At 37.0% G+C, this 18,776-nt stretch carries 18 protein-coding genes; 12 read left to right on the forward strand and 6 right to left on the reverse strand.

Annotated features, from left to right (window positions below; genetic code table 11):
• Positions 1-8: 8 nt before the first annotated feature.
• Positions 9-860, forward strand: a complete 852-nt coding sequence (locus AAIB49_RS07475; protein WP_343457660.1) for a sulfurtransferase — start codon at positions 9-11, stop codon at positions 858-860.
• The gene (locus AAIB49_RS07480) at positions 844-1,416 is read left to right on the forward strand and encodes a DNA-3-methyladenine glycosylase I (protein ID WP_445254539.1); all 573 of its coding nucleotides are present in this window, start codon (positions 844-846) and stop codon (positions 1,414-1,416) included. The genes AAIB49_RS07475 and AAIB49_RS07480 overlap by 17 nt, the downstream gene beginning before the upstream one ends.
• A 43-nt stretch (positions 1,417-1,459) precedes the next feature.
• On the opposite strand, the gene AAIB49_RS07485 is transcribed toward AAIB49_RS07480, so the two are convergent.
• Entirely contained in the window at positions 1,460-3,241 is a 1,782-nt protein-coding gene (locus AAIB49_RS07485) for a methyl-accepting chemotaxis protein (protein WP_339217201.1), read from the reverse strand.
• A 313-nt stretch (positions 3,242-3,554) separates the two neighbouring features.
• Between AAIB49_RS07485 and AAIB49_RS07490 the strand changes: the two genes are divergently transcribed.
• Entirely contained in the window at positions 3,555-4,067 is a 513-nt protein-coding gene (locus AAIB49_RS07490; RefSeq protein ID WP_343457661.1) for a GNAT family N-acetyltransferase, read from the forward strand.
• Positions 4,068-4,454: 387 nt separating this feature from the next.
• On the opposite strand, the gene AAIB49_RS07495 is transcribed toward AAIB49_RS07490, so the two are convergent.
• The 3 genes from AAIB49_RS07495 to AAIB49_RS07505 all read right to left on the reverse strand — a co-directional run bounded on the left by AAIB49_RS07495 (position 4,455) and on the right by AAIB49_RS07505 (position 7,716).
• The gene (locus AAIB49_RS07495) at positions 4,455-5,891 is read right to left on the reverse strand and encodes an amidase (RefSeq protein ID WP_343457662.1); all 1,437 of its coding nucleotides are present in this window, start codon (positions 5,889-5,891) and stop codon (positions 4,455-4,457) included.
• A 40-nt stretch (positions 5,892-5,931) separates the two neighbouring features.
• Positions 5,932-6,795: a DUF899 family protein gene (locus tag AAIB49_RS07500; protein ID WP_343457663.1), complete on the reverse strand. Its 864-nt coding sequence runs from the start codon at positions 6,793-6,795 to the stop codon at positions 5,932-5,934.
• Positions 6,796-6,930: 135 nt separating this feature from the next.
• On the reverse strand, positions 6,931-7,716 hold the full coding sequence (locus tag AAIB49_RS07505; RefSeq protein WP_343457664.1) for a helix-turn-helix domain-containing protein: 786 nt from the start codon (positions 7,714-7,716) through the stop codon (positions 6,931-6,933).
• A gap of 147 nt (positions 7,717-7,863) precedes the next feature.
• On the opposite strand from AAIB49_RS07505, the gene AAIB49_RS07510 reads away from it, so the two are divergent.
• Positions 7,864-8,688: an aldo/keto reductase gene (locus AAIB49_RS07510; protein WP_186869607.1), complete on the forward strand. Its 825-nt coding sequence runs from the start codon at positions 7,864-7,866 to the stop codon at positions 8,686-8,688.
• Between the two features lie 340 nt (positions 8,689-9,028).
• On the forward strand, positions 9,029-10,087 hold the full coding sequence (gene rsgA, locus AAIB49_RS07515) for a ribosome small subunit-dependent GTPase A (RefSeq protein ID WP_343457665.1): 1,059 nt from the start codon (positions 9,029-9,031) through the stop codon (positions 10,085-10,087).
• A 48-nt stretch (positions 10,088-10,135) separates the two neighbouring features.
• Here the strand turns inward: rsgA and AAIB49_RS07520 are convergent, their stop codons facing one another.
• Positions 10,136-10,741, reverse strand: a complete 606-nt coding sequence (locus AAIB49_RS07520; protein WP_343457666.1) for a hypothetical protein — start codon at positions 10,739-10,741, stop codon at positions 10,136-10,138.
• 120 nt (positions 10,742-10,861) lie between these two features.
• A complete protein-coding gene (locus tag AAIB49_RS07525; protein WP_343457667.1) occupies positions 10,862-11,401 on the reverse strand; it encodes an HD domain-containing protein in 540 nt (179 codons plus the stop codon).
• Positions 11,402-11,540: 139 nt separating this feature from the next.
• On the opposite strand from AAIB49_RS07525, the gene fni reads away from it, so the two are divergent.
• The 7 genes from fni (at position 11,541) to AAIB49_RS07560 (ending at position 18,606) form a co-directional block, all read left to right on the forward strand.
• Complete coding sequence (gene fni, locus AAIB49_RS07530; RefSeq protein WP_343457668.1) at positions 11,541-12,599, forward strand: type 2 isopentenyl-diphosphate Delta-isomerase; 1,059 nt, start codon at positions 11,541-11,543, stop codon at positions 12,597-12,599.
• A 213-nt stretch (positions 12,600-12,812) separates the two neighbouring features.
• Positions 12,813-13,655 (forward strand): MBL fold metallo-hydrolase, encoded by an 843-nt coding sequence (locus tag AAIB49_RS07535; protein WP_343457669.1) that lies wholly within the window; start codon positions 12,813-12,815, stop codon positions 13,653-13,655.
• A gap of 77 nt (positions 13,656-13,732) precedes the next feature.
• Positions 13,733-14,452, forward strand: a complete 720-nt coding sequence (locus AAIB49_RS07540; RefSeq protein ID WP_343457670.1) for a DsbA family oxidoreductase — start codon at positions 13,733-13,735, stop codon at positions 14,450-14,452.
• Between the two features lie 193 nt (positions 14,453-14,645).
• Entirely contained in the window at positions 14,646-15,599 is a 954-nt protein-coding gene (locus tag AAIB49_RS07545) for an ABC transporter permease (RefSeq protein WP_343457671.1), read from the forward strand.
• Positions 15,589-16,539 carry an iron chelate uptake ABC transporter family permease subunit gene (locus AAIB49_RS07550; protein WP_186869615.1) on the forward strand — a complete coding sequence of 317 codons (951 nt, stop codon included), beginning with the start codon at positions 15,589-15,591 and terminating at the stop codon, positions 16,537-16,539. The genes AAIB49_RS07545 and AAIB49_RS07550 overlap by 11 nt, the downstream gene beginning before the upstream one ends.
• Positions 16,533-17,288 carry an iron ABC transporter ATP-binding protein gene (locus AAIB49_RS07555; RefSeq protein WP_186869616.1) on the forward strand — a complete coding sequence of 252 codons (756 nt, stop codon included), beginning with the start codon at positions 16,533-16,535 and terminating at the stop codon, positions 17,286-17,288. Before AAIB49_RS07550 ends, AAIB49_RS07555 begins: the two co-directional genes overlap by 7 nt.
• 376 nt (positions 17,289-17,664) lie before the next feature.
• Positions 17,665-18,606, forward strand: a complete 942-nt coding sequence (locus AAIB49_RS07560; RefSeq protein WP_343457672.1) for a siderophore ABC transporter substrate-binding protein — start codon at positions 17,665-17,667, stop codon at positions 18,604-18,606.
• Positions 18,607-18,776: the final 170 nt, after the last annotated feature.

The following is an 18,776-nucleotide window of genomic DNA, read 5'->3' on the forward strand; positions in this document are numbered from 1 at the left end:
GACAATTCATGACCTATATTATGAAAGTGGAAGAATTAATACATAAATTAACTGCTAATCCTGAGGAAATAGTTTTGGTTGATGCACGTTTTCAATTAGGGGACCCAACAGCAGGAAGAAATGCTTATGAGGAGTCCCATGTACCAGGGGCTGTATATTTTGATTTAGAACGGGACCTTTCTAGTGAGGCTGGTGAACATGGTGGGAACCATCCACTTCCTGATATAACCACACTAGCAGAAAAATTAGGGAAGAATGGTATTGACCAAGATACAACTGTCGTAGTGTATGATAAAGGAAATGATATGTTTGCACCGCGATTTTGGTGGCTTTTACATTACCTTGGTCATCAAGATGTTTATGTATTGGATGGGGGATTTGAAGCTTGGGTTCAAGCAGGACAACCTGTAACTGCTGATATCCCTGTGAAGAAACAAAAAACATTTATTCCTAATGTTCGACCAAATCAAGTAGTGGATATTGCATTTGTCAGAGGGATAAAAGATAATAAACAGGCTGTCCTTATCGATTCTAGAAGTAAAGACCGCTATCTAGGAAAAACAGAGCCATTATATCAAAAGGCCGGACATATTCCAGGTGCGAAGAATTATTTTTGGATGGATGTTTTAGATGAAAATGGTAACTGGAAGGATAGGCAATCGTTAGAAAAGCAATTCGCTAAGTTAGATAAGAATAAAGAAATTATCGTTTCCTGTGGCTCAGGGGTATCAGCGACGCCAAATATTATGGCGCTTAAAATGGCGGGATTTGAACATGTGAAGCTATATCCTGGTAGTTATAGTGATTGGATTTCTTATGAGGAAAACAGTATTGAAACAAAGGATGAAACCAATGAGTAAAAGGCGATGTGCATGGGCACCTGAGAATGATGAATTATATTGCAATTATCACGATTATGAATGGGGAAGACCTGTACATGATGATCAAAAGCTATTTGAAATGCTTACGTTAGAAGGGGCACAGGCTGGTCTAAGTTGGATTACGATTCTACGTAGACGGGAGAATTACCGACAGGCATTTGATCAATTCGATCCAACGGTTATTGCTACTTATGATGAAGCAAAAATCCAGTCATTACGAGAAAATGAAGGGATTATTCGACATGAAGGGAAGATCCGTTCCGTCATTTCAAATGCTAAGGCTTTTCTTGCTATACAGAAGGAATTCGGTAGCTTTGATTCTTATATTTGGAGCTTTGTTGGAGGAGAACCATTGAAAAACAGATGGGAAAGCTCGAGCCAAGTACCGGCGGAGACGAAGGAGTCTCAAGCGATGAGTAAGGATTTAAAGCGTAGAGGATTTAAGTTTGTTGGACCTACGATTTGTTATGCCTATATGCAAGCAACAGGCATGGTTCATGATCATACAGTGGATTGTTATTTATATGAAGGATAAAAAGAAAAGCTACTTTCACCCTATTGGAAAGTAGCTTTTCTTTTTATAGTTTAAACACTTTTAGTTCATTATTTAATTGTTCAGCAATTTTTTCTAATTCTTCTGCGCTATGGGAAACTTCCTCCATGGAAGCTGACGTTTGTTGTGCAGATGCTGCTGCTTGTTCCACACCGGCTGCAGATTCCTCCGATACTGCCGCGATTTCTTCAATTAAATTATTCATATCACTACTATTATTAGCAATTTCTCGTAGGTTTGCCGAGATATCCGTGATTTTGTTAACCATATCTGTTACCGAGTTATGAATCGTTGTAAAGTTATTTCCTGTTTCTTCAATTTGAGCAGTACCTTCTTTTACCTCGGTATAGCCACTGTTTAATGAGGTAACAACATGTGCTGTTTCACTTTGGATTTTACTTACGATAGTAGTAATTTCCCCTACGGAACTAGCAACCTGCTCTGATAGCTTTCTAACTTCTTCTGCTACAACCGCAAAACCTTTACCATGTTCTCCAGCTCTTGCAGCCTCAATTGCCGCGTTAAGGGAAAGAAGGTTTGTTTGATCAGCAATATCTTTAATTACCGATACTAGTTTTGAAATGGCTGTTGATTGCTTATCAAGACCTCTAACCTTTTCTACTGCTTCCGATACAATGGAATCAATTTGCTTCATTTGAACAACAGATGACTTCATTAATTCCTGTCCTTCGTTCGTTAAGACAAGAACATCTTGAGATGTACCGGAAATTTGCTGACCGTTCTGTTCTGATACTCGTACCTTTTGAACGAAATCATTCATCTGTTCAGCAAGGTTTGATGCACTATTTGCTTGGTTCTCAGATCCAGAAGATAACTCTTCCATCGTGGAAGCAATTTGTTCATTACCTTCTTTCACTTCATCCGCTGATTGGGATAATTCTTCACTTCTAGTCGAAAGAGTATTGGCAGCTGATGCAACTTTATAAAGTATCCCTTGAATATTATCCTTCATTTGGTTAACTGCAGTAGCAAGTTGTCCAATTTCATCTTTTCCGTTATAATCAATCGATTTAGCTTGTAGGTTACCATTTGCTACTTCTGTTGTTAGGTCAACCACTTTTTGTAAGTTAGTAGCGATTCGCTTACTTACTAGTAATAACAGAACAACACCAAGAATAATTGCTATTATGTTTGAGATGATTAAGGTGTTGGTACTAGCTTTAATTCCACCTTTAGAAGTTGTTACCACTTCTTGCTGGTCAGCGATGACTGTTTCCATTAGTAGGTCGACAAGTTCTACCGTTTCGGAACGAAGCTCGGATGAACGTGTTCTAATCGACATCGCCATGTATTCCTGATTACTATTTATAGCGTCTGTAATATCCCCGTAGAACATTTCATTTATTTTCTTATCGTTATCGGAGATTTGTTGGAATAATTCTTTTTGTTCAGTTGTAACTAAGGAAGGTTCAATTTTTGCTTTTAACTCCTCAAACTGAGCTTCATATTCTTTAAAGGCGTCAGCAAATCGGCTTCTACCAGAAAGCAAGTAATCCGCAATTTGAACATCCTTCACTTGAATCAATGCGGATAAGTCTGCCATATCATTGACACGAGCACTATATTCGTCAATTGCTTCCACATCGGCAGAACTCTTTTGGAGTTGTAGGTATATTAATACACTTGAGAATAAGAAAAGAACCACTGTAGTTAAAAACACTAATAAATACTTACGACTAATGTTAACGTTTTGGAAGTTAAAAAGAGTTTTCCTATTAGTTTTTGGCTTATGTTGTTTTTTCTCTCTTTTTATTTTTGGTAGTTTTATCTTTTTATTTTTTTTCATATATATCCCCCAATTATAGATATGTTCCAATATATAAAAAGAAATTATATCGTATTGATATCTAGCCTTATACAGTCCAAAGGCAAATTTTAGTTGAAAATGATTTCCTCTCCTACTACTCCACTCGATTTTTGTATGTAAAAACTGTGCGCCCTTTTCTTATATCATTATATCGGTTGTATTTTCTAACTCTAAAGTATTATTAGAAAATAATCGACAATTTTTTTCGCGTGTTGAATTCGATTAGCTTTTCTAGTAAAATAGCAGACTGTGTGTTCTTTACGTGTTATAACAAAACAGGAGGTGGAGATGGATGATGGAATCTGCGTTTTTACAAGAAGTAAAAGATAAGGAAGAACTGCAGGAAGAGCTAGATAATTTAGAATTACAGTTATTTCGTATGCAACATAATATAAAAGAAATTGCCAAAAAGTCAGAAGTAATTAGCATAGACCAAACACCACAGGATGAATGGGTAGTTGTTTATGCTGATCGTGAACAGGATACATGGCAGCTTATGCTGCACAGCTGTAAGCGTCCATACCGTGGAAGTTGGAACTCTGCACTTCAAGCGGAAATAAAGGATGACAGTACGATTCATATTGCAGCTATTAAAGGCGAGGAAAACAAAGGATATGGATCAGTGCTAATGGATCACTTAAAAGAAATGGCGAAGAAAGAAAATGTACAGTATATAACTGGTGATTTAGTGAAGAGAGATTTTGACCATGTCGACAGATTACAGCATTTCTATGAAAAGCATAATTTTGACGTCAAAATTGACCATGAAGAAGAATGTGGAGAAATTGTATGGAATGAAGAATAGATGTGAGACTACTTAGAATGGATAGTAGTCTTATTTTTTTTATCATTAGAGAATGGTAAACAGAGAGGAGCAGTCAGAGCCCATTTTCAGGTGGGTGAGGCGAAAAAGGTAACAGAGGGAGAGTGTCAGTGCCCATTTTTGGTTGAGAGATGCGAAAAAGGTAACAGAGGAAGAGTATCAGTGCCCTTTTTTGGTTGAGCAATGAGAAAAAGGTAACAGAGAGAAGGAGTCAGCGCCCCTTTTCAGTAGAACAAGGAAAAATAGGTAACAGAAGAGTAACCTCTCTATCCCCAATACCAAACTAAACGAGGTTGTGCACTAACCAGATAACGTAACTCTTTGGGAGCAAGTATAAAAGCAACCCAATATAGGATTGCTTTTCATATTTTAATTCAACTGTGGTGATTTTCGATGATTCGTTGCTTGCTCATAGGCAAAGGCAAGTTCTATCAGTTCTGCCTCCGTATAGGCCTTGCTTGTAAAAGTAATACCAACTGGCTTGCCGGCATCGGTATAGCCGCATGGAACGGTGATGGATGGGTAGCCTGCCTTGGCCGCAATTCCGGCTCCATTATCATTTGCGAATATTAATGCATCCAAGTCGTGTTCGATCATGGCTTTATCAATGCCATCTGCTTGTGATAGTCTAAGATCCTCTAAGCGATCTTTTATATATTCTGTTTCGATTAACCTTCCAGTTTTTTCCTCGGATTCAAGTAAAATCTTTTGACCATATTTCAGTGCCGTATCTGCATGCTTTTGGTTATATTGGATAACATCCAGTAAATTATGCACTGGTAAACTCGGATTAACATTTTTCAAGTAGGCGTTCAGGCCGTTTTTAAATTCGTGAAGCATAACTGTTATAGGAGGGAATTTTGTTGGTAGCTCTACTTGGTCAATAACGGTTGCGCCAAGTGCCTGTATATCTTCTAGCGCCTTTTCCACTAATTGGAGTTCTTCCTCTGGCAGTCCTTCCAGATAAGCTCGTGATACGCCGATTCGTTTAGTTTTTAATCCATCTTGGTTTAAATAAGCGGTGTAATCTTGGATGCGATTTGGATTGGTTGCTGTTGCTGGGTCTTCTATATCGAAAGCTGTTAATGCTCCAAGTAGTAACGCAGCATCTGAGACTGTTCTTGTCATTGGGCCTGCAGTGTCTTGAGAACTGGATATTGGAATAATCCCTGTCCGACTAATTAACCCAACTGTTGGTTTGATTCCAACGATAGAATTACTGCTTGCCGGGCTTAGAATGGAACCACTCGTTTCAGTTCCTATACCTAATGGAGCAAAGTTAGCCGCAATAGCAGCACCAGTACCAGCACTAGAGCCACCTGTATCAAATTCTCCAGGACCATATGGATTTAAAACCTGTCCCCCTCTTGAGCTATAGCCATTCGGCATCCCCACTGTCATGAAGTTTGCCCATTCGGTTAAATTCGTTTTACCCAGGAGGATTGCCCCAGATTTTCTTAATTGCTTCACAAGAAAAGCGTCCTCTTTTGCAAAATGGTCAGCTAAAGCAATCGAACCTGCAGTTGTGTGCATGTTGTCTGCGGTATCAATATTATCTTTAATTAAAACAGGGATACCGTGTAATGGGCCCCGGCTACCTTTTTCCTTTCGCTCCAAATCAAGTGCTTCGGCAATATGCAGGGCATCAGGGTTTATCTCAATAATGGCGTTTAACTTAGGACCATCTTGATTGTACTTAGCAATTTGTTCTAAAAAAGCGAATGTAATTTCTTTAGCTGTTAAGCTGCCATTTTCCATTGCCTCTTGTAATTCTAATACAGTTGCTTCCGTAATAGGTTTTGTCATCGGTATCCTCCTATAGTCTCGCTAGTAGTTTTAAAAAAGATTACACTTGTTCGAAAATGTGAAAATGTAACCCATATGGATCGGTCATCAATAGGCTTTTCTCATTATAATTTTTAGTGATGGAACAGCCATTTGATACAAGAAGTTCTTTCGTTTTTTCGAAGTCTTTAACGGCTAACTCGAAAAAGACTTTATTTTCTTCATTCTCCTCCAGGTAAAAATTCCATCCACCAAAAGTTAGTTGTGTTTCGGAATTAGATGAGTAGACCTTTTCCATGCCCAAAACATTTGTATAAAACGCTATGGCTTCTGATTGGCTATTTACTTGGATGGCGATATTATTCGTTAAATCAAAATTGGATCGTTTATTAATTTTCCTTTTTGGATGATACCCTTTTTGACCAGAAGGAAGTAGGTCGAATAGATACCATACAGAGCAAAACTCATCCCCAGGTCCAAACGGTGCATCAGCAATATGATAGATTCTTCCTTCTTCATCCTTTTGGAACGTAGAAACTCCTGGGTATTGATAGCCATCTTTAACAAAGCCTAAGTCTTCCTTAAAGGTCGTATCCTTTGTTGACACCATTGGAAATTGCCATTGACGCTCTGCAGCATAAGCATTCTGAATCTCTGGTGAATCAGGAGTAGCTACGACAAAGGCTGCTTTTTCGATTATATGATGGTATATACCATTAAAGCCATCTGCCCACATGGTACAGTAAGAGCATGATTTCCCCATGTTTTGAATAACAATCAGTTCATCCTTCTCACCAAATAATTCTAGTAAGCTAACTTTTCGGTTTAAGGAATCAAGGAATTGATAGTCTTTCACTTCATGTCGAGGAACTGTTTTTCTTAGTTCCATTAATTTAATCTTTTTTTCATGAATTTCCTTTTCCAATGCTTTAATCTATGATTGTAAGTCTAATGTTTCCATTATACATCTACTCCTTCTCTTTAAATTCTACAATTTCAATTTAATTACCAGTCTTCTATGACAAAGTAAAAGTGTTTCTACAACATTAACATGAAGTAATCATTTATTTTTCTCCTGGTTTGCTTTTGTTGTATCAAAGAGAAGTTTAGGCAAATTAATTAAAATGGGTGGATCATATGGAAGGGCTTCTCTTAAGGTGACCTCTGTAAAGGAAGTACGATGATGTTCTGTATCGACAGGTTTTTCTGCAATCCCTCTTAACGCATTGGACAATAAGAAATAGCTTAATGGATTTAAACTTTTGGCTATCGCTACAGCAAGGACATAATATTTTCCCTTTGGGACGTTTGAGAATGTACAGCTTGTCTGCTGATGGTTTATGGCGGTTCCGATAATGGGAGCTTGATCAGGTATTGGTTTAGAAAAAAGTCCAATAAAGATAAGCCCGTTAAAAGAAGGTGGTACTATGATTCTACATGTAACAGATGGTTCTAACGCTTCTAATGGTAGTAGATTAGTTGAGACGTCGTATTCGTTCATGAAGCGATGGAGTGGCTTTATATTTTTCTGAAACTGTTTTGGTGATAAACCAACATATTGTTTAAACTTAGAGCTAAAAGATCCAGCACTACGAAATCCAGCACCAAGTACAGCTTTGATGATGGAGTCAGAAGGATTTACTAGCGCTTCCTTTCCTGCTTCAATCCGTAGTGCAGAAAGATAATGACGAGGTGGAACACCTGTAACCTCTTTAAATACTCTGCTGAAATGGAATGGGCTATAACCGACATGATTTGCTAATTTTTCTGAGGTTATTTCCTCATCTAAATGATCATTCATATATTCGATTGCTTGTAGGATTATTCTCTTTTTCTCGTTCGTCATCCATTGTCACCTTACCATGAGATCTTTTCACTTTTAAATAAAAATTCGACATTATTTCATGAAATCCTTTTTTGAAATCAGGATATTTTTCTAGGAAAATTGGTTATGTTAAAATGGTATATATTTCTACATAAAGGAGCGATGAGTATGGATTATGTAACATTAAACAATGGTTTACAAATGCCGAAACTCGGATTTGGGGTTTGGAAGGTATCAGACGATGAAGCGGAAAAAGCTGTAAAAGAAGCTATTAAAGTCGGATATCGCTCTATTGATACAGCAATGATCTACCAAAATGAAGCAGGCGTAGGTCGAGCAATTGCTGAAGCAGGTGTTCCACGTGAGGAATTATTTATTACAACAAAAGTGTGGAACTCCGATCAAGGCTATGATAGTACAATAAAAGCATTTGAAGCTAGTCTAGAAAGATTAGGCCTTGATTATGTGGATTTATATTTGATTCACTGGCCAATGCCAAATGATGATTTATATGTGGAAACATATAAGGCATTAGAAAAGTTATACAAAGATGGTAAAGTGAAATCAATCGGTGTATGTAACTTCCATATTGAGCACTTGCAACGTCTCTTAGATGAGTGTGAAGTCGTTCCAGTTCTGAACCAAGTAGAATGCCATCCGTATTTACAGCAAGCAGAATTAAAGGCTTTCTGTAAGGAGCATGATATCTTCGTAGAGGCTTGGAGCCCACTAATGAATGGTAAAGAAGTGTTAGAAAATGAAGTAATTAAGGGAATTGCGGAAGCACATGGAAAAACACCAGCCCAAGTTATTCTTCGTTGGCACCTACAATATGATAATATCGTGATTCCGAAGTCTGTAACGCCTTCCCGAATTGAAGAAAACTTTAATGTGTTTGATTTTGAGTTAAGTGAAGCTGATATGAACAAAATTGCTGATTTAAATAAAGATTTTCGAAGCGGAGCAGATCCAGCTGAATTTCATGTAAAATAATTAAGAACGAGATGCAGGGAGACCATCCTTGCATCTCTATTTTTTTTCAGCAGAACGGACCATGTAATAGCCTCAGCTGTATACTAGTATAGTTTTCTTTTATGAAAGTAAGATAAAGTAGTTGGATTTTAAATTATAAGATTTTTAAAATAATAGTAACTATTTTATAGATAATGTAGTAAACTAAAAAAGAAATAACTTGGTTCATCCATTTTAAAAGGAGTGATGTTTTATGAGAGAAATGAAAATGCCTAAACGAAATCTTAGTAAAACTTTTAAATTGGAGGAACGGTCGGTGTAATGCTCGTATCCTCCGTCTATTTCAAGGAGGAATTTTATATTGCATAATCTAGAAACGCTAGGTTGGAAGAATGAATTTAATGTAGATCAAGAGAACGTGGTTCGTATTCTTACCGTGCAGAAAAATAGCTATCGAGCTTCTGACGGTGAACTAGACTATCAAGCCCATTTAAGTGGGAAATTTTTAAATGAATCAACAAGTCCATTAGATTTTCCTGCAGTCGGGGATTGGGTAGAGGTTCAGAAGTTATCAGAAGAGAGAAAAGCGGTAATCAAACGTGTTTTACCTAGGGCAAGTCAATTTGTTAGGCAAGCTGCCGGTGAGCGAACAGACCCTCAGATTGTGGCAGCAAATATTGATATCGCTTTTATAGTGAATTCACTGAACCATGATTTGAATGTAAGAAGAATAGAACGTTATATTTTGCTAGCTTATGATAGTGGCGCAATGCCAATCATGTTATTAACGAAGAAAGATCAGGCAACAGAAGATGAAATCGAAGAGGCTATTTCTTCTGTTAAAGAAGTGGCAATCGGAGTACCAATTCTTGCTATAAGCAGCCTAACAGGTGAGGGTATAGAAGAATTGATGAACCATTTATCAACAGGAAAAACAGGTGCCTTATTAGGTTCTTCCGGTGTTGGAAAGTCTACGTTGATTAATGCTATCGTCGGGTATGAGGTTCAAGAGACGAAAGGTATCCGCGAAGATGATAGTAAAGGCCGTCACACTACGACACACAGAGAAATGTTTATGCTGCCTAATGGTGCGATGTTAATTGATACTCCTGGTATGCGCGAGATTCAGCTATGGGATGGGGAATCTGCAATGGAGACGACTTTTCAGGATGTAGAAGTCTTGGAAAAAGAATGTCGCTTCTCCGATTGCGCACATAAAACAGAGCCAGGTTGTCGAATTCAAGAGGCTTTGGAAACGGGAGAGCTTTCCGAAGAACGATATGCCAGTTATTTGAAGCTTCAGCGAGAAATTGCCTTTGAAAAACGAAAACAAAATCAAAAGGCGAAATTAGAAGAAAAGAGTAAATGGAAGAAAATTAGCAAACAGCAAAAGGACTCTTATAAACATAGAGCTCGGTAATCGTGATAAAGGGCGTTGGCTAAGTAGCCAGCGCCCTTGTAATTTTTCCTACAGAATAAGTAAAATTAATCGGTACACAACATAGAATCCGGTTAGGAAAAGTACAGCTGTTTTGATATCATGACGTGCAACATAAAGATATGAAATCATGAATACAGCTATATTTAAGAAAATAGTTGCTAAGGAACTAATCCATGAGTGAATGGTAATATTTAAGAGATCGAATGGTATGGATAGGAGCAAAAATATACTTGGTAAAATCAACCAGGCTCCTAATTTTTCAAAGAAAAAGTTCCAATCATATTTAAGCCCCTTTTTACTAGCGACATTTTGGTACACTAAAATTAATAGGGCAAGAGCAATTGCATAAGATATAGTACGGTGGAAGTAGCCAAAGTAATCACTAAATCCAAAATATCTTGCCAGGTCTAAGTATTCGAAAATACTTAAGAAATTACTAAGTAAAATTAGAACAAGAAATGCAATTATCGTAATAAGTCCAAATTGATGTTTTCCCTTTGCTTCCTCGGTAAGAATAGAGTCAGGATTTTTTAATGTATTGAAGACATATTGAAAATAATTATCGACTTGTCCCGACTTTGGTTTCTTTTTCTGTTCATCTACTACACTATCCGTATTTACTTCATTTTCCATAATAAATCTAGCCTCCATAAATTGTTATACCTTCATAATACGAAACATTTAGTCGGAATTGGTCGGTTTATGGAAGAATGATTCAATATTACCATTACTTGGTAGTAATAAAGTTGGGTGTTATTGGAAAAAGCGACGGACTAATTGCTCGTATTCCTGGAAATAATCTGGGATTTCATGATTAGCTAGACCGATACGCATATTTTGGACAATCGATTCGTTATACCATTTTTGCTCATCTATTCCTGCATTAAAGCTATCCCACACTTTTGGTCCTTGTTCCTTAAGGTCTTTTTCTAACCCTTGTAAATTATCTAGTTTATCAGCGACTATCAAATATTTAATCTCCTTATCAGCATGCTTTACTGTATCAATTGTATGCTGCTTACGTTCTTTCCATGACTTTGATTTATTTTCAGTATGAGCAGCCACGATTTCGGCTACCCTTTTACCAAAATGCTTTTCAATATCCTCTATTTCATAAATGGTGTCTTCTACAACATCATGAAGGTAACCTGCACATACTAATTCATCAGAGAATCCTTCTTTTTCAAGTCTTTCTGCAACTCGGATTGGGTGGGTAATATAGTCGGCATTAGAATTTTTCCGCTTTTGTCCTGCATGGGCAAGTGTTGCGAATTCTCTTGCTTTCTTTTTCAATGAATATATCTCCTTTCAAAATCCCTTTTTCTTCATTATAAAGAATCGAAGGAGCATTTTACATCATCATCACTTTACTTTCATTCAAAGTAAGAAACAAGTAAACTGTAAATAGATAACGTGGATTGGAAGTGTGGATATGGCTGAACAAGGTATTAATAAACGTAAAACAGAACACATTCGATTATGTCTCACCGATCAAGTCGAAGGTGTGAATAAATCTACCGGATTAGAAGGAATTTCTTTTATACATAATGCTTTACCAGAAATTAACTTCTCTAATATAGAAATTAATACGTCCTTTTTACAAAAGGAAATACGTGCACCGTTTCTTGTAAGCTCAATGACAGGTGGTTCGGAGCTTGCCACTGAAATAAATCAGAACTTAGCACTAGCGGCAGAACAGAGGGGATGGGCAATTGCACTTGGATCTACTAGGGCATTGTTAGAAAGTGATAAGCATCAAGAGTCCTTTTTAATACGAAAGCAAGCGCCAACTGTACCGTTGATTGCAAATCTTGGAGCAGTACAGCTTAACTATGGATATGGTGTAGAGCATGCCCAAAGGATTGTAGACATGACAGAAGCTGATGCGCTATATCTTCATTTAAATACACTACAAGAAGTGATACAAGATGAAGGGGATTTAAACTTTGAACAGTTACTTCCCAAAATAGAAGCAGTATGTAAATCGCTAACAGTCCCGGTTGGTGTAAAGGAAGTAGGTTTTGGGATAGATGGCACCGTTGCTAAGAAATTGCATGATGCTGGGGTAGCATTCGTGGATGTCGCAGGTGCTGGAGGAACCTCCTGGAGCCAGGTAGAAAAGCTTCGTTCGAAAGATCCATTACGTAAGGCAGCAGCAGAAGCATTTAATAACTGGGGAATTCCGACGAAGGATTGTATCGTGTCTGTACGAAGTGAATTAGCTGAAGTCCCATTAGTTGCAAGTGGCGGAATGAAAACAGGGCTGGATGCTGCAAAAGCAATTACGATTGGTGCAGATATGATCGGATTTGCTAGATCTCTTCTACAAGCGGCAACAGATTCGGTTGAAGCAGTTGTTAAGGTAATGGAACAAATAGAATTTGAGCTAAAAATTACGATGTTCGGTATCGGAGTTAAGAATCTAAATGAGCTTAAGAACACGAAACGAGTTACGATTATGGGTAAATCTTTATTGGAGGAACAGGACTGAGCGATTATGATCGTTTAGTCTTGTTTTTTTTATATGTTGAAAGGGAAGGTTGACATATTCTTTGGGATTTCTTGATGTTCTTTCAGGATTTGACAGGTTAACTTCAGGACTTCACTACTCATTTTCAGGAATTTCCCCTTTTCCATCAATTTCCTATATAGTTCTAGCTCTCGAACAAATACTAATCTTAAACTAGATAAAAGGAGCTTTTGAATGGATAAGGATATTTTTGAAAGCAGTGACTCTAAGTATATTCCGATGACATCGCTACAGAGTAGGATTGGTCATGAGATGGCGACAGATGTTTATTATTATACCAACCAAATTGTAAACATTATTTTCCTTGGCGATCCAGGCAATAGGAAATGGTATTTAATTGATGCTGGAATGCCTAAATCCGCACCGGAAATTATCAATCAAGCAGCGGAACGGTTTGGTGAGGGTAGTCAACCGGAAGCTATTATTTTAACCCATGGCCACTTTGACCATGTAGGAGGATTAGTGGAATTATTAGAAGGCTGGCATGTTCCGGTATATGCACATGAAGCGGAATTTCCGTATTTGACTGGGGAGCTAAGCTATCCAGAACCAGATTCTACAGTAGAAGGTGGAATGCTTGCTAAACTATCTGCCATCTACCCGAATGAGCCGATCAATATTAAACCCTACTTGAAACCATTACCAAAAGAGGGTCAGCTACCTGGGCTAGAGGAATGGAAATGGATTCACACTCCTGGACATAGCCCTGGTCATGTTTCACTCTTTCGTGAACGAGATGGCCTGTTAATTTCTGGGGATGCATTTGTTAGTGTTAGACAGGATTCCTTTTATAAGGTACTTACCCAAAAGCCTGAGGTATGTGGACCACCTCGCTATTTAACAACAGATTGGCTGTCTGCTAAAACCTCAGTCGAAAGATTACAATCGCTAAACCCTAGAATGGTTATCCCTGGTCATGGTGTGTCTCTACAAGGTGATGAATTAACAGAGGGATTACATGAGCTCGTGCTGAATTTTGATCAGGTTGCTGTGCCAGATTATGGGAAATACATTTAAGTACGATAAGCACAACATTACGATGTAAAATAATGTTGTGCTAAAATACTGGTAAGTGGAAAGAGGTGCGGTAATAAATGAAGATAGAAATTTGGTCAGATTTTGTCTGTCCTTTTTGTTATATAGGAAAGCGAAGGCTGGAGTTAGCCTTACATGAGTTTGAATACCGTGAGAATGTGCAAATTGTATTTAGAAGCTACGAGTTGTATCCGGATGCAGATGCTAAGACAGAGTTAAGTATTCATGAATTTTTAGCAGCGAAGAAAGGAATGCCTGTAGAACAAGCTAAGCAATTAAATGAAAATGTAGGTAAACAAGCAGCGTCTGTTGGCTTAACCTATAATTTTGAAACGATGCAACATGCGAACACATTTGATGCCCATCGACTGGCTAAGTATGCGGACACGAAGCATTTAGGTAAAGAAATAACCGAAAAGCTGTTACATGCGTATTTTACTGATGGTGAATTAATTAGTGATTATTCTACATTGAAAAGGCTTGCAACCGAAGTTGGATTGGATTTGGAAGAGGTCGAGGAGTTGCTATTAACCAATCGCTATGCCAAACGTGTACGCGATGATGAAGAACTTGCAGAGAAAATTGGGGTTAGTGGAGTACCATTCTTTGTTTTTAATGAAAAATATGCTATTTCTGGTGCCCAACCTAAAGAAGTGTTTCAAGAAGTATTAGAAAAAGTATGGGAAGAAGAAAGTAAACAACCGACCTTACAAAATATCAATCCAAAAGGATCTAAGACTTCTTATTGCACAGGCGAGGGTTGTGAAGTAGAAGACTAATATTTGTTTTATAGCTTGCTAAAGATCTAGCAGGCTTTTTTTCTATATAATGTTGAAAAATGTAGCTCTATTTTTATTGACGGATTATCCATATGTGCTATACTCGACATAGAGGTTTTTAATTGATAATGAATCTCATTCTTATTTAGAATCAATTAAATATAATAATGATTATTATTAAAGGATTTTTCATATGAAATTACGTTACTTGGTTATCGTGCTTATTGTTTTGTCTATTATATCGGTTTTCATCGGAGTTTCTGATGTTACGCCATTAGACTTGTTTAGTCTGACTGAAGAGCAGGCTCAAATTCTATTAGTTAGCAGACTGCCAAGGTTAGTAAGTATCTTAATTGCGGGTATGAGCATGAGTGTTGCAGGGCTTATTATGCAACAGCTTAGTAGAAACAAGTTTGTTTCTCCAACTACTGCAGGTACATTGGATTCTGCTAGATTAGGTGTTCTAGTTTCATTATTAGTATTCACTGCGGCTAGTCCGCTACAAAGAATTCTAGTATCATTTGCTTTTGCATTAATTGGCACATTCATCTTTATGAAGCTACTAGACCGAATCAAATTTAAGGATGCTATTTTTATTCCGTTAGTTGGGTTAATGTTTGGGAATATTATCAGCTCCATGGCTACGTTTCTTGCGTATAAGAATGATTTGATACAAAATATGTCTTCTTGGATGCAAGGCGATTTTTCCATGATTATGAGTGGGAATTATGAAGCTATTTATATTAGTATTCCGATCTTAGTGATAGCGTTCCTTTACGCTAATAAATTCACTATAGCCGGTATGGGTGAGGATTTCTCAAAGAATCTAGGGCTTAATTATCGGCAAGTAGTTAATATTGGATTGGTTGTTGTGGCACTTGTAACAGCATCTGTCGTACTAACCGTTGGTGTGATACCATTTCTAGGACTAATTATTCCGAATATCGTGGCGATTTATCAAGGTGATCATTTAAAGAAAACACTACTACACACGGCATTTCTTGGTGCCATCTTTGTACTGATTTGTGATATTGTTGGTCGAACGATTATTTATCCATATGAAATTCCAATTAGCCTAACGGTTGGTGTAATAGGTAGTGCGATATTTATCTACCTATTATTAAGGAGAAAGAAATATGGCCTATAAGAAAAAAACAATCATTCTCGCTATCGTAGCAATCGCATTAACCGTATTGTATGTTCTCTATGATTTAAAAGGCAATGTAGGTTACATATTGCCAAGAAGAATTATAAAAGTCTTGGCAATCGTGTTAACGGGTGGAGCTATTGCGTTTGCCACAACTGTATTTATGACGATTACAAACAACCGAATACTCACACCAAGCGTACTAGGATTAGATTCATTATATATGCTAATCCAAACCTTTATTATTTTTGTCTTTGGATCTAATTCTCTTATTATGATGAACAGCAGTATTAACTACCTAGTTTCTATTGCTGCAATGATTGTATTCTCATTATTACTGTATCAGTTCCTTTTCAAGGGAGAGAAAAATAATATATACTTCCTCCTACTAATCGGAATGATCTTGGGGACGTTCTTTAATAGTTTTACATCATTCTTTGAGGTTTTGATTGATCCAAATGAATTTATGGTAGCCCAGGATAGAGGATTTGCAAGTATTAATAACGTTAACAAAGATTTAGTTTATCTCTCTATTGGGATTATTGTTCTCGTATTACTTTACTTTATAAGGTTTTATAAATATTTAGATGTTATAGCGCTTGGGAAAGATGATGCGGTTAATTTAGGGGTAAGCTATGATTATGTCATTAAGCGGCTTCTAATCATTGTTTCCATTCTAACAGCTGTTGCAACTGCATTAATTGGCCCGATAACATTCTTAGGACTATTAGTAGTCAATATAACATATGAATTCTTGAAGACATACCGTCATTTATATATTTTACTAGCATCTGTATTCATTAGTATTATTGCACTTGTTGGAGGGCAATTTATTGTCGAAAAGATATTTACCTTCCAAACAACTATTAGTGTCATTATTAACTTTATTGGTGGCGCGTACTTTCTATATCTTTTGTTAAAGGAGAATCGATCATGGTAGAGGTTAAAAATCTGTTAAAGACATACAACCGTAAAAAGGTCGTCGATGATGTTACCCTGAAAATTGAAAAGGGTACAATGACATCGTTTATCGGTCCTAACGGTGCTGGTAAAAGTACCTTGATTTCGATAATTACTCGATTGATAGCAAAAGATTCCGGAAACATTCAAATCGATGGTCAAGATGTTTTAAAAACAGATAGTAACGAGCTAGCAAAGAAAATTTCTGTATTAAAGCAATCGAACAGCATTAACCTGAAGTTGACGGTTCGTGAATTAGTTTCTTTTGGAAGATTTCCGTATTCAAAAGGTAAACTAACGAAGGAAGATGAAGAGAAAATTGACGAAGCTCTTAACTATATGGAGCTTATGGAATTGGAAAATAAATATTTAGATGAACTTAGTGGTGGTCAAAGACAGCGAGCTCATATTGCTATGGTTATTGCTCAGGATACAGAGTATATCTTCCTGGATGAACCACTGAATAATCTAGATATGCGCCATTCGACACAAATCATGAAGATTTTAAGAAGGTTAGTAGATGAATTAGGAAAAACGATTCTAATTGTAATTCATGATATCAACTTCGCATCCTGCTATTCAGACAATATTGTCGCACTTAAGGATGGGAAGATTGTGAAACAGGGACGTGCGTGTGATGTTATTGACGCATGTGTCCTGAAGGAACTATATGACATGGATATTGAAATTCAAGAAGTTGGCGATAAGCGAATCTGTGTCTATTACTAATTGGTTAAGATCTAATGTTGTGTGAAAAGAATAGAGAGAATCTTTTTACGCTAAATAAAAAAGCCCTTCATAATGGAAGGGTAACATTTATCACCAAACCACTATAAAGGGAACTCACAAATTCATCATACCTTATATTTTTTGGTTGGTAAATGATTATGCCCAGATTTCGTGTTTCATTCCAATGATTCTATTTTGGGAAATTGTAGAGCGCTCCAATTTCCGTTAGTGGCTCATCTGCCAATTATTGGAATGCACGTATTTACATAATGAAGCGGTAAAAAAATAGAAACAATTTTGGGGGACGTAATTCTTCTCCATTCTAAGTAATACAACATTAGCTTAATAAATATAAACATAAAAGGAGAAATACCTTATGAAGAAAATTTTAATACTATTTAGTATTAGTATATTGTTTACCGTATTAGCAGCATGTGGTGATTCAGAGGATACAGGGTCGAAGCAATCTGCTGAAGCAGAAACGATTAGTATTAAGCATGAGCTGGATACAACGGATGTACCAGTAAATCCGGAGAAAGTAGTAGTATTTGACTTTGGTACTTTAGATAGCTTAGACAAGCTAGGTATTGATGTAACGGGAGTACCTCAAGGAGGATCTATTCCTGAATATCTATCGAAGTTTGAGAGTGATGACTATGAAAATGTTGGTTCTTTGAAAGAGCCAGACTTTGATAAGCTTGCAGAAATTGATCCAGACCTAATTATTATTTCTGGTCGTCAGGCTGAACTTTATGACCAATTAACGGAATTAGCACCAACTATTTATCTTGGTGTAGATACGACTCGCTACATGGATTCATTTAAAGAAAACCTTGATGTAATTGGCAAAATATGGGGTAAAGAAGAGGAAATTCAAACACAACTAGCAGCAATTGAAGATTCGATTGCAAGCTTACAAGAAAAAGCAAAAGCTAGCGATGTGAATGGTTTAATTATTCTAGCGAATGATGATAAGATTAGTGCCTATGGTGCTAATTCAAGATTTGGTTTAATTCATGATGTATTCGGTATTAAGCCTGTTGATGAAAATATTGAAGCTTCTACACATGGTATGAATGTATCCTTTGAATATGTAGTGGAGAAGGATCCAGATATGCTGTATGTTATTGACCGCAGTGCAGCAGTTGAAGGTAATAGTACTGCAAAACAACTTGTAGAAAATAAATTAGTTGAAAATACAAAAGCATACCAAAATGATAACATTGTCTATTTAAATCCTGATTTCTGGTACTTATCTGGAGGCGGATTAGTCTCTGTTGAGGAAATGGTAAATGAAATCAGTGATAGTTTAGAATAAAAGAAGAAAGCAATCCTAATTATAAAAATTGGGATTGCTTTTTTTGTGTCATTTGAAAACCCCTGGCTATGCCGGGGGTTCCGGAGAGCTTATAGCGTGGTATTAAAATTAAAAAAGGCCTCTCTTCGTGATAAGATATAGTTGGTTTCCCGACCACTACATCAAATAAA

This window comes from Ornithinibacillus proteolyticus (genome assembly GCF_039581225.1).
Taxonomy (GTDB): domain Bacteria; phylum Bacillota; class Bacilli; order Bacillales; family Amphibacillaceae; genus Ornithinibacillus; species Ornithinibacillus massiliensis.

What these genes read in the sequence shown, in the direction of transcription:
- AAIB49_RS07475 (WP_343457660.1), top strand. Translation starts at nt 9, where the DNA reads ATGACCTATATTATGAAAGTGGAAGAATTAATACATAAATTAACTGCT.
- AAIB49_RS07480 (WP_445254539.1), top strand. Translation starts at nt 844, where the DNA reads ATGAAACCAATGAGTAAAAGGCGATGTGCATGGGCACCTGAGAATGAT.
- AAIB49_RS07485 (WP_339217201.1), bottom strand. Translation starts at nt 3,241, where the DNA reads ATGAAAAAAAATAAAAAGATAAAACTACCAAAAATAAAAAGAGAGAAA.
- AAIB49_RS07490 (WP_343457661.1), top strand. Translation starts at nt 3,555, where the DNA reads ATGATGGAATCTGCGTTTTTACAAGAAGTAAAAGATAAGGAAGAACTG.
- AAIB49_RS07495 (WP_343457662.1), bottom strand. Translation starts at nt 5,891, where the DNA reads ATGACAAAACCTATTACGGAAGCAACTGTATTAGAATTACAAGAGGCA.
- AAIB49_RS07505 (WP_343457664.1), bottom strand. Translation starts at nt 7,716, where the DNA reads ATGACGAACGAGAAAAAGAGAATAATCCTACAAGCAATCGAATATATG.
- AAIB49_RS07510 (WP_186869607.1), top strand. Translation starts at nt 7,864, where the DNA reads ATGGATTATGTAACATTAAACAATGGTTTACAAATGCCGAAACTCGGA.
- AAIB49_RS07520 (WP_343457666.1), bottom strand. Translation starts at nt 10,741, where the DNA reads ATGGAAAATGAAGTAAATACGGATAGTGTAGTAGATGAACAGAAAAAG.
- fni (WP_343457668.1), top strand. Translation starts at nt 11,541, where the DNA reads ATGGCTGAACAAGGTATTAATAAACGTAAAACAGAACACATTCGATTA.
- AAIB49_RS07535 (WP_343457669.1), top strand. Translation starts at nt 12,813, where the DNA reads ATGGATAAGGATATTTTTGAAAGCAGTGACTCTAAGTATATTCCGATG.
- AAIB49_RS07540 (WP_343457670.1), top strand. Translation starts at nt 13,733, where the DNA reads ATGAAGATAGAAATTTGGTCAGATTTTGTCTGTCCTTTTTGTTATATA.
- AAIB49_RS07545 (WP_343457671.1), top strand. Translation starts at nt 14,646, where the DNA reads ATGAAATTACGTTACTTGGTTATCGTGCTTATTGTTTTGTCTATTATA.
- AAIB49_RS07550 (WP_186869615.1), top strand. Translation starts at nt 15,589, where the DNA reads ATGGCCTATAAGAAAAAAACAATCATTCTCGCTATCGTAGCAATCGCA.
- AAIB49_RS07555 (WP_186869616.1), top strand. Translation starts at nt 16,533, where the DNA reads ATGGTAGAGGTTAAAAATCTGTTAAAGACATACAACCGTAAAAAGGTC.
- AAIB49_RS07560 (WP_343457672.1), top strand. Translation starts at nt 17,665, where the DNA reads ATGAAGAAAATTTTAATACTATTTAGTATTAGTATATTGTTTACCGTA.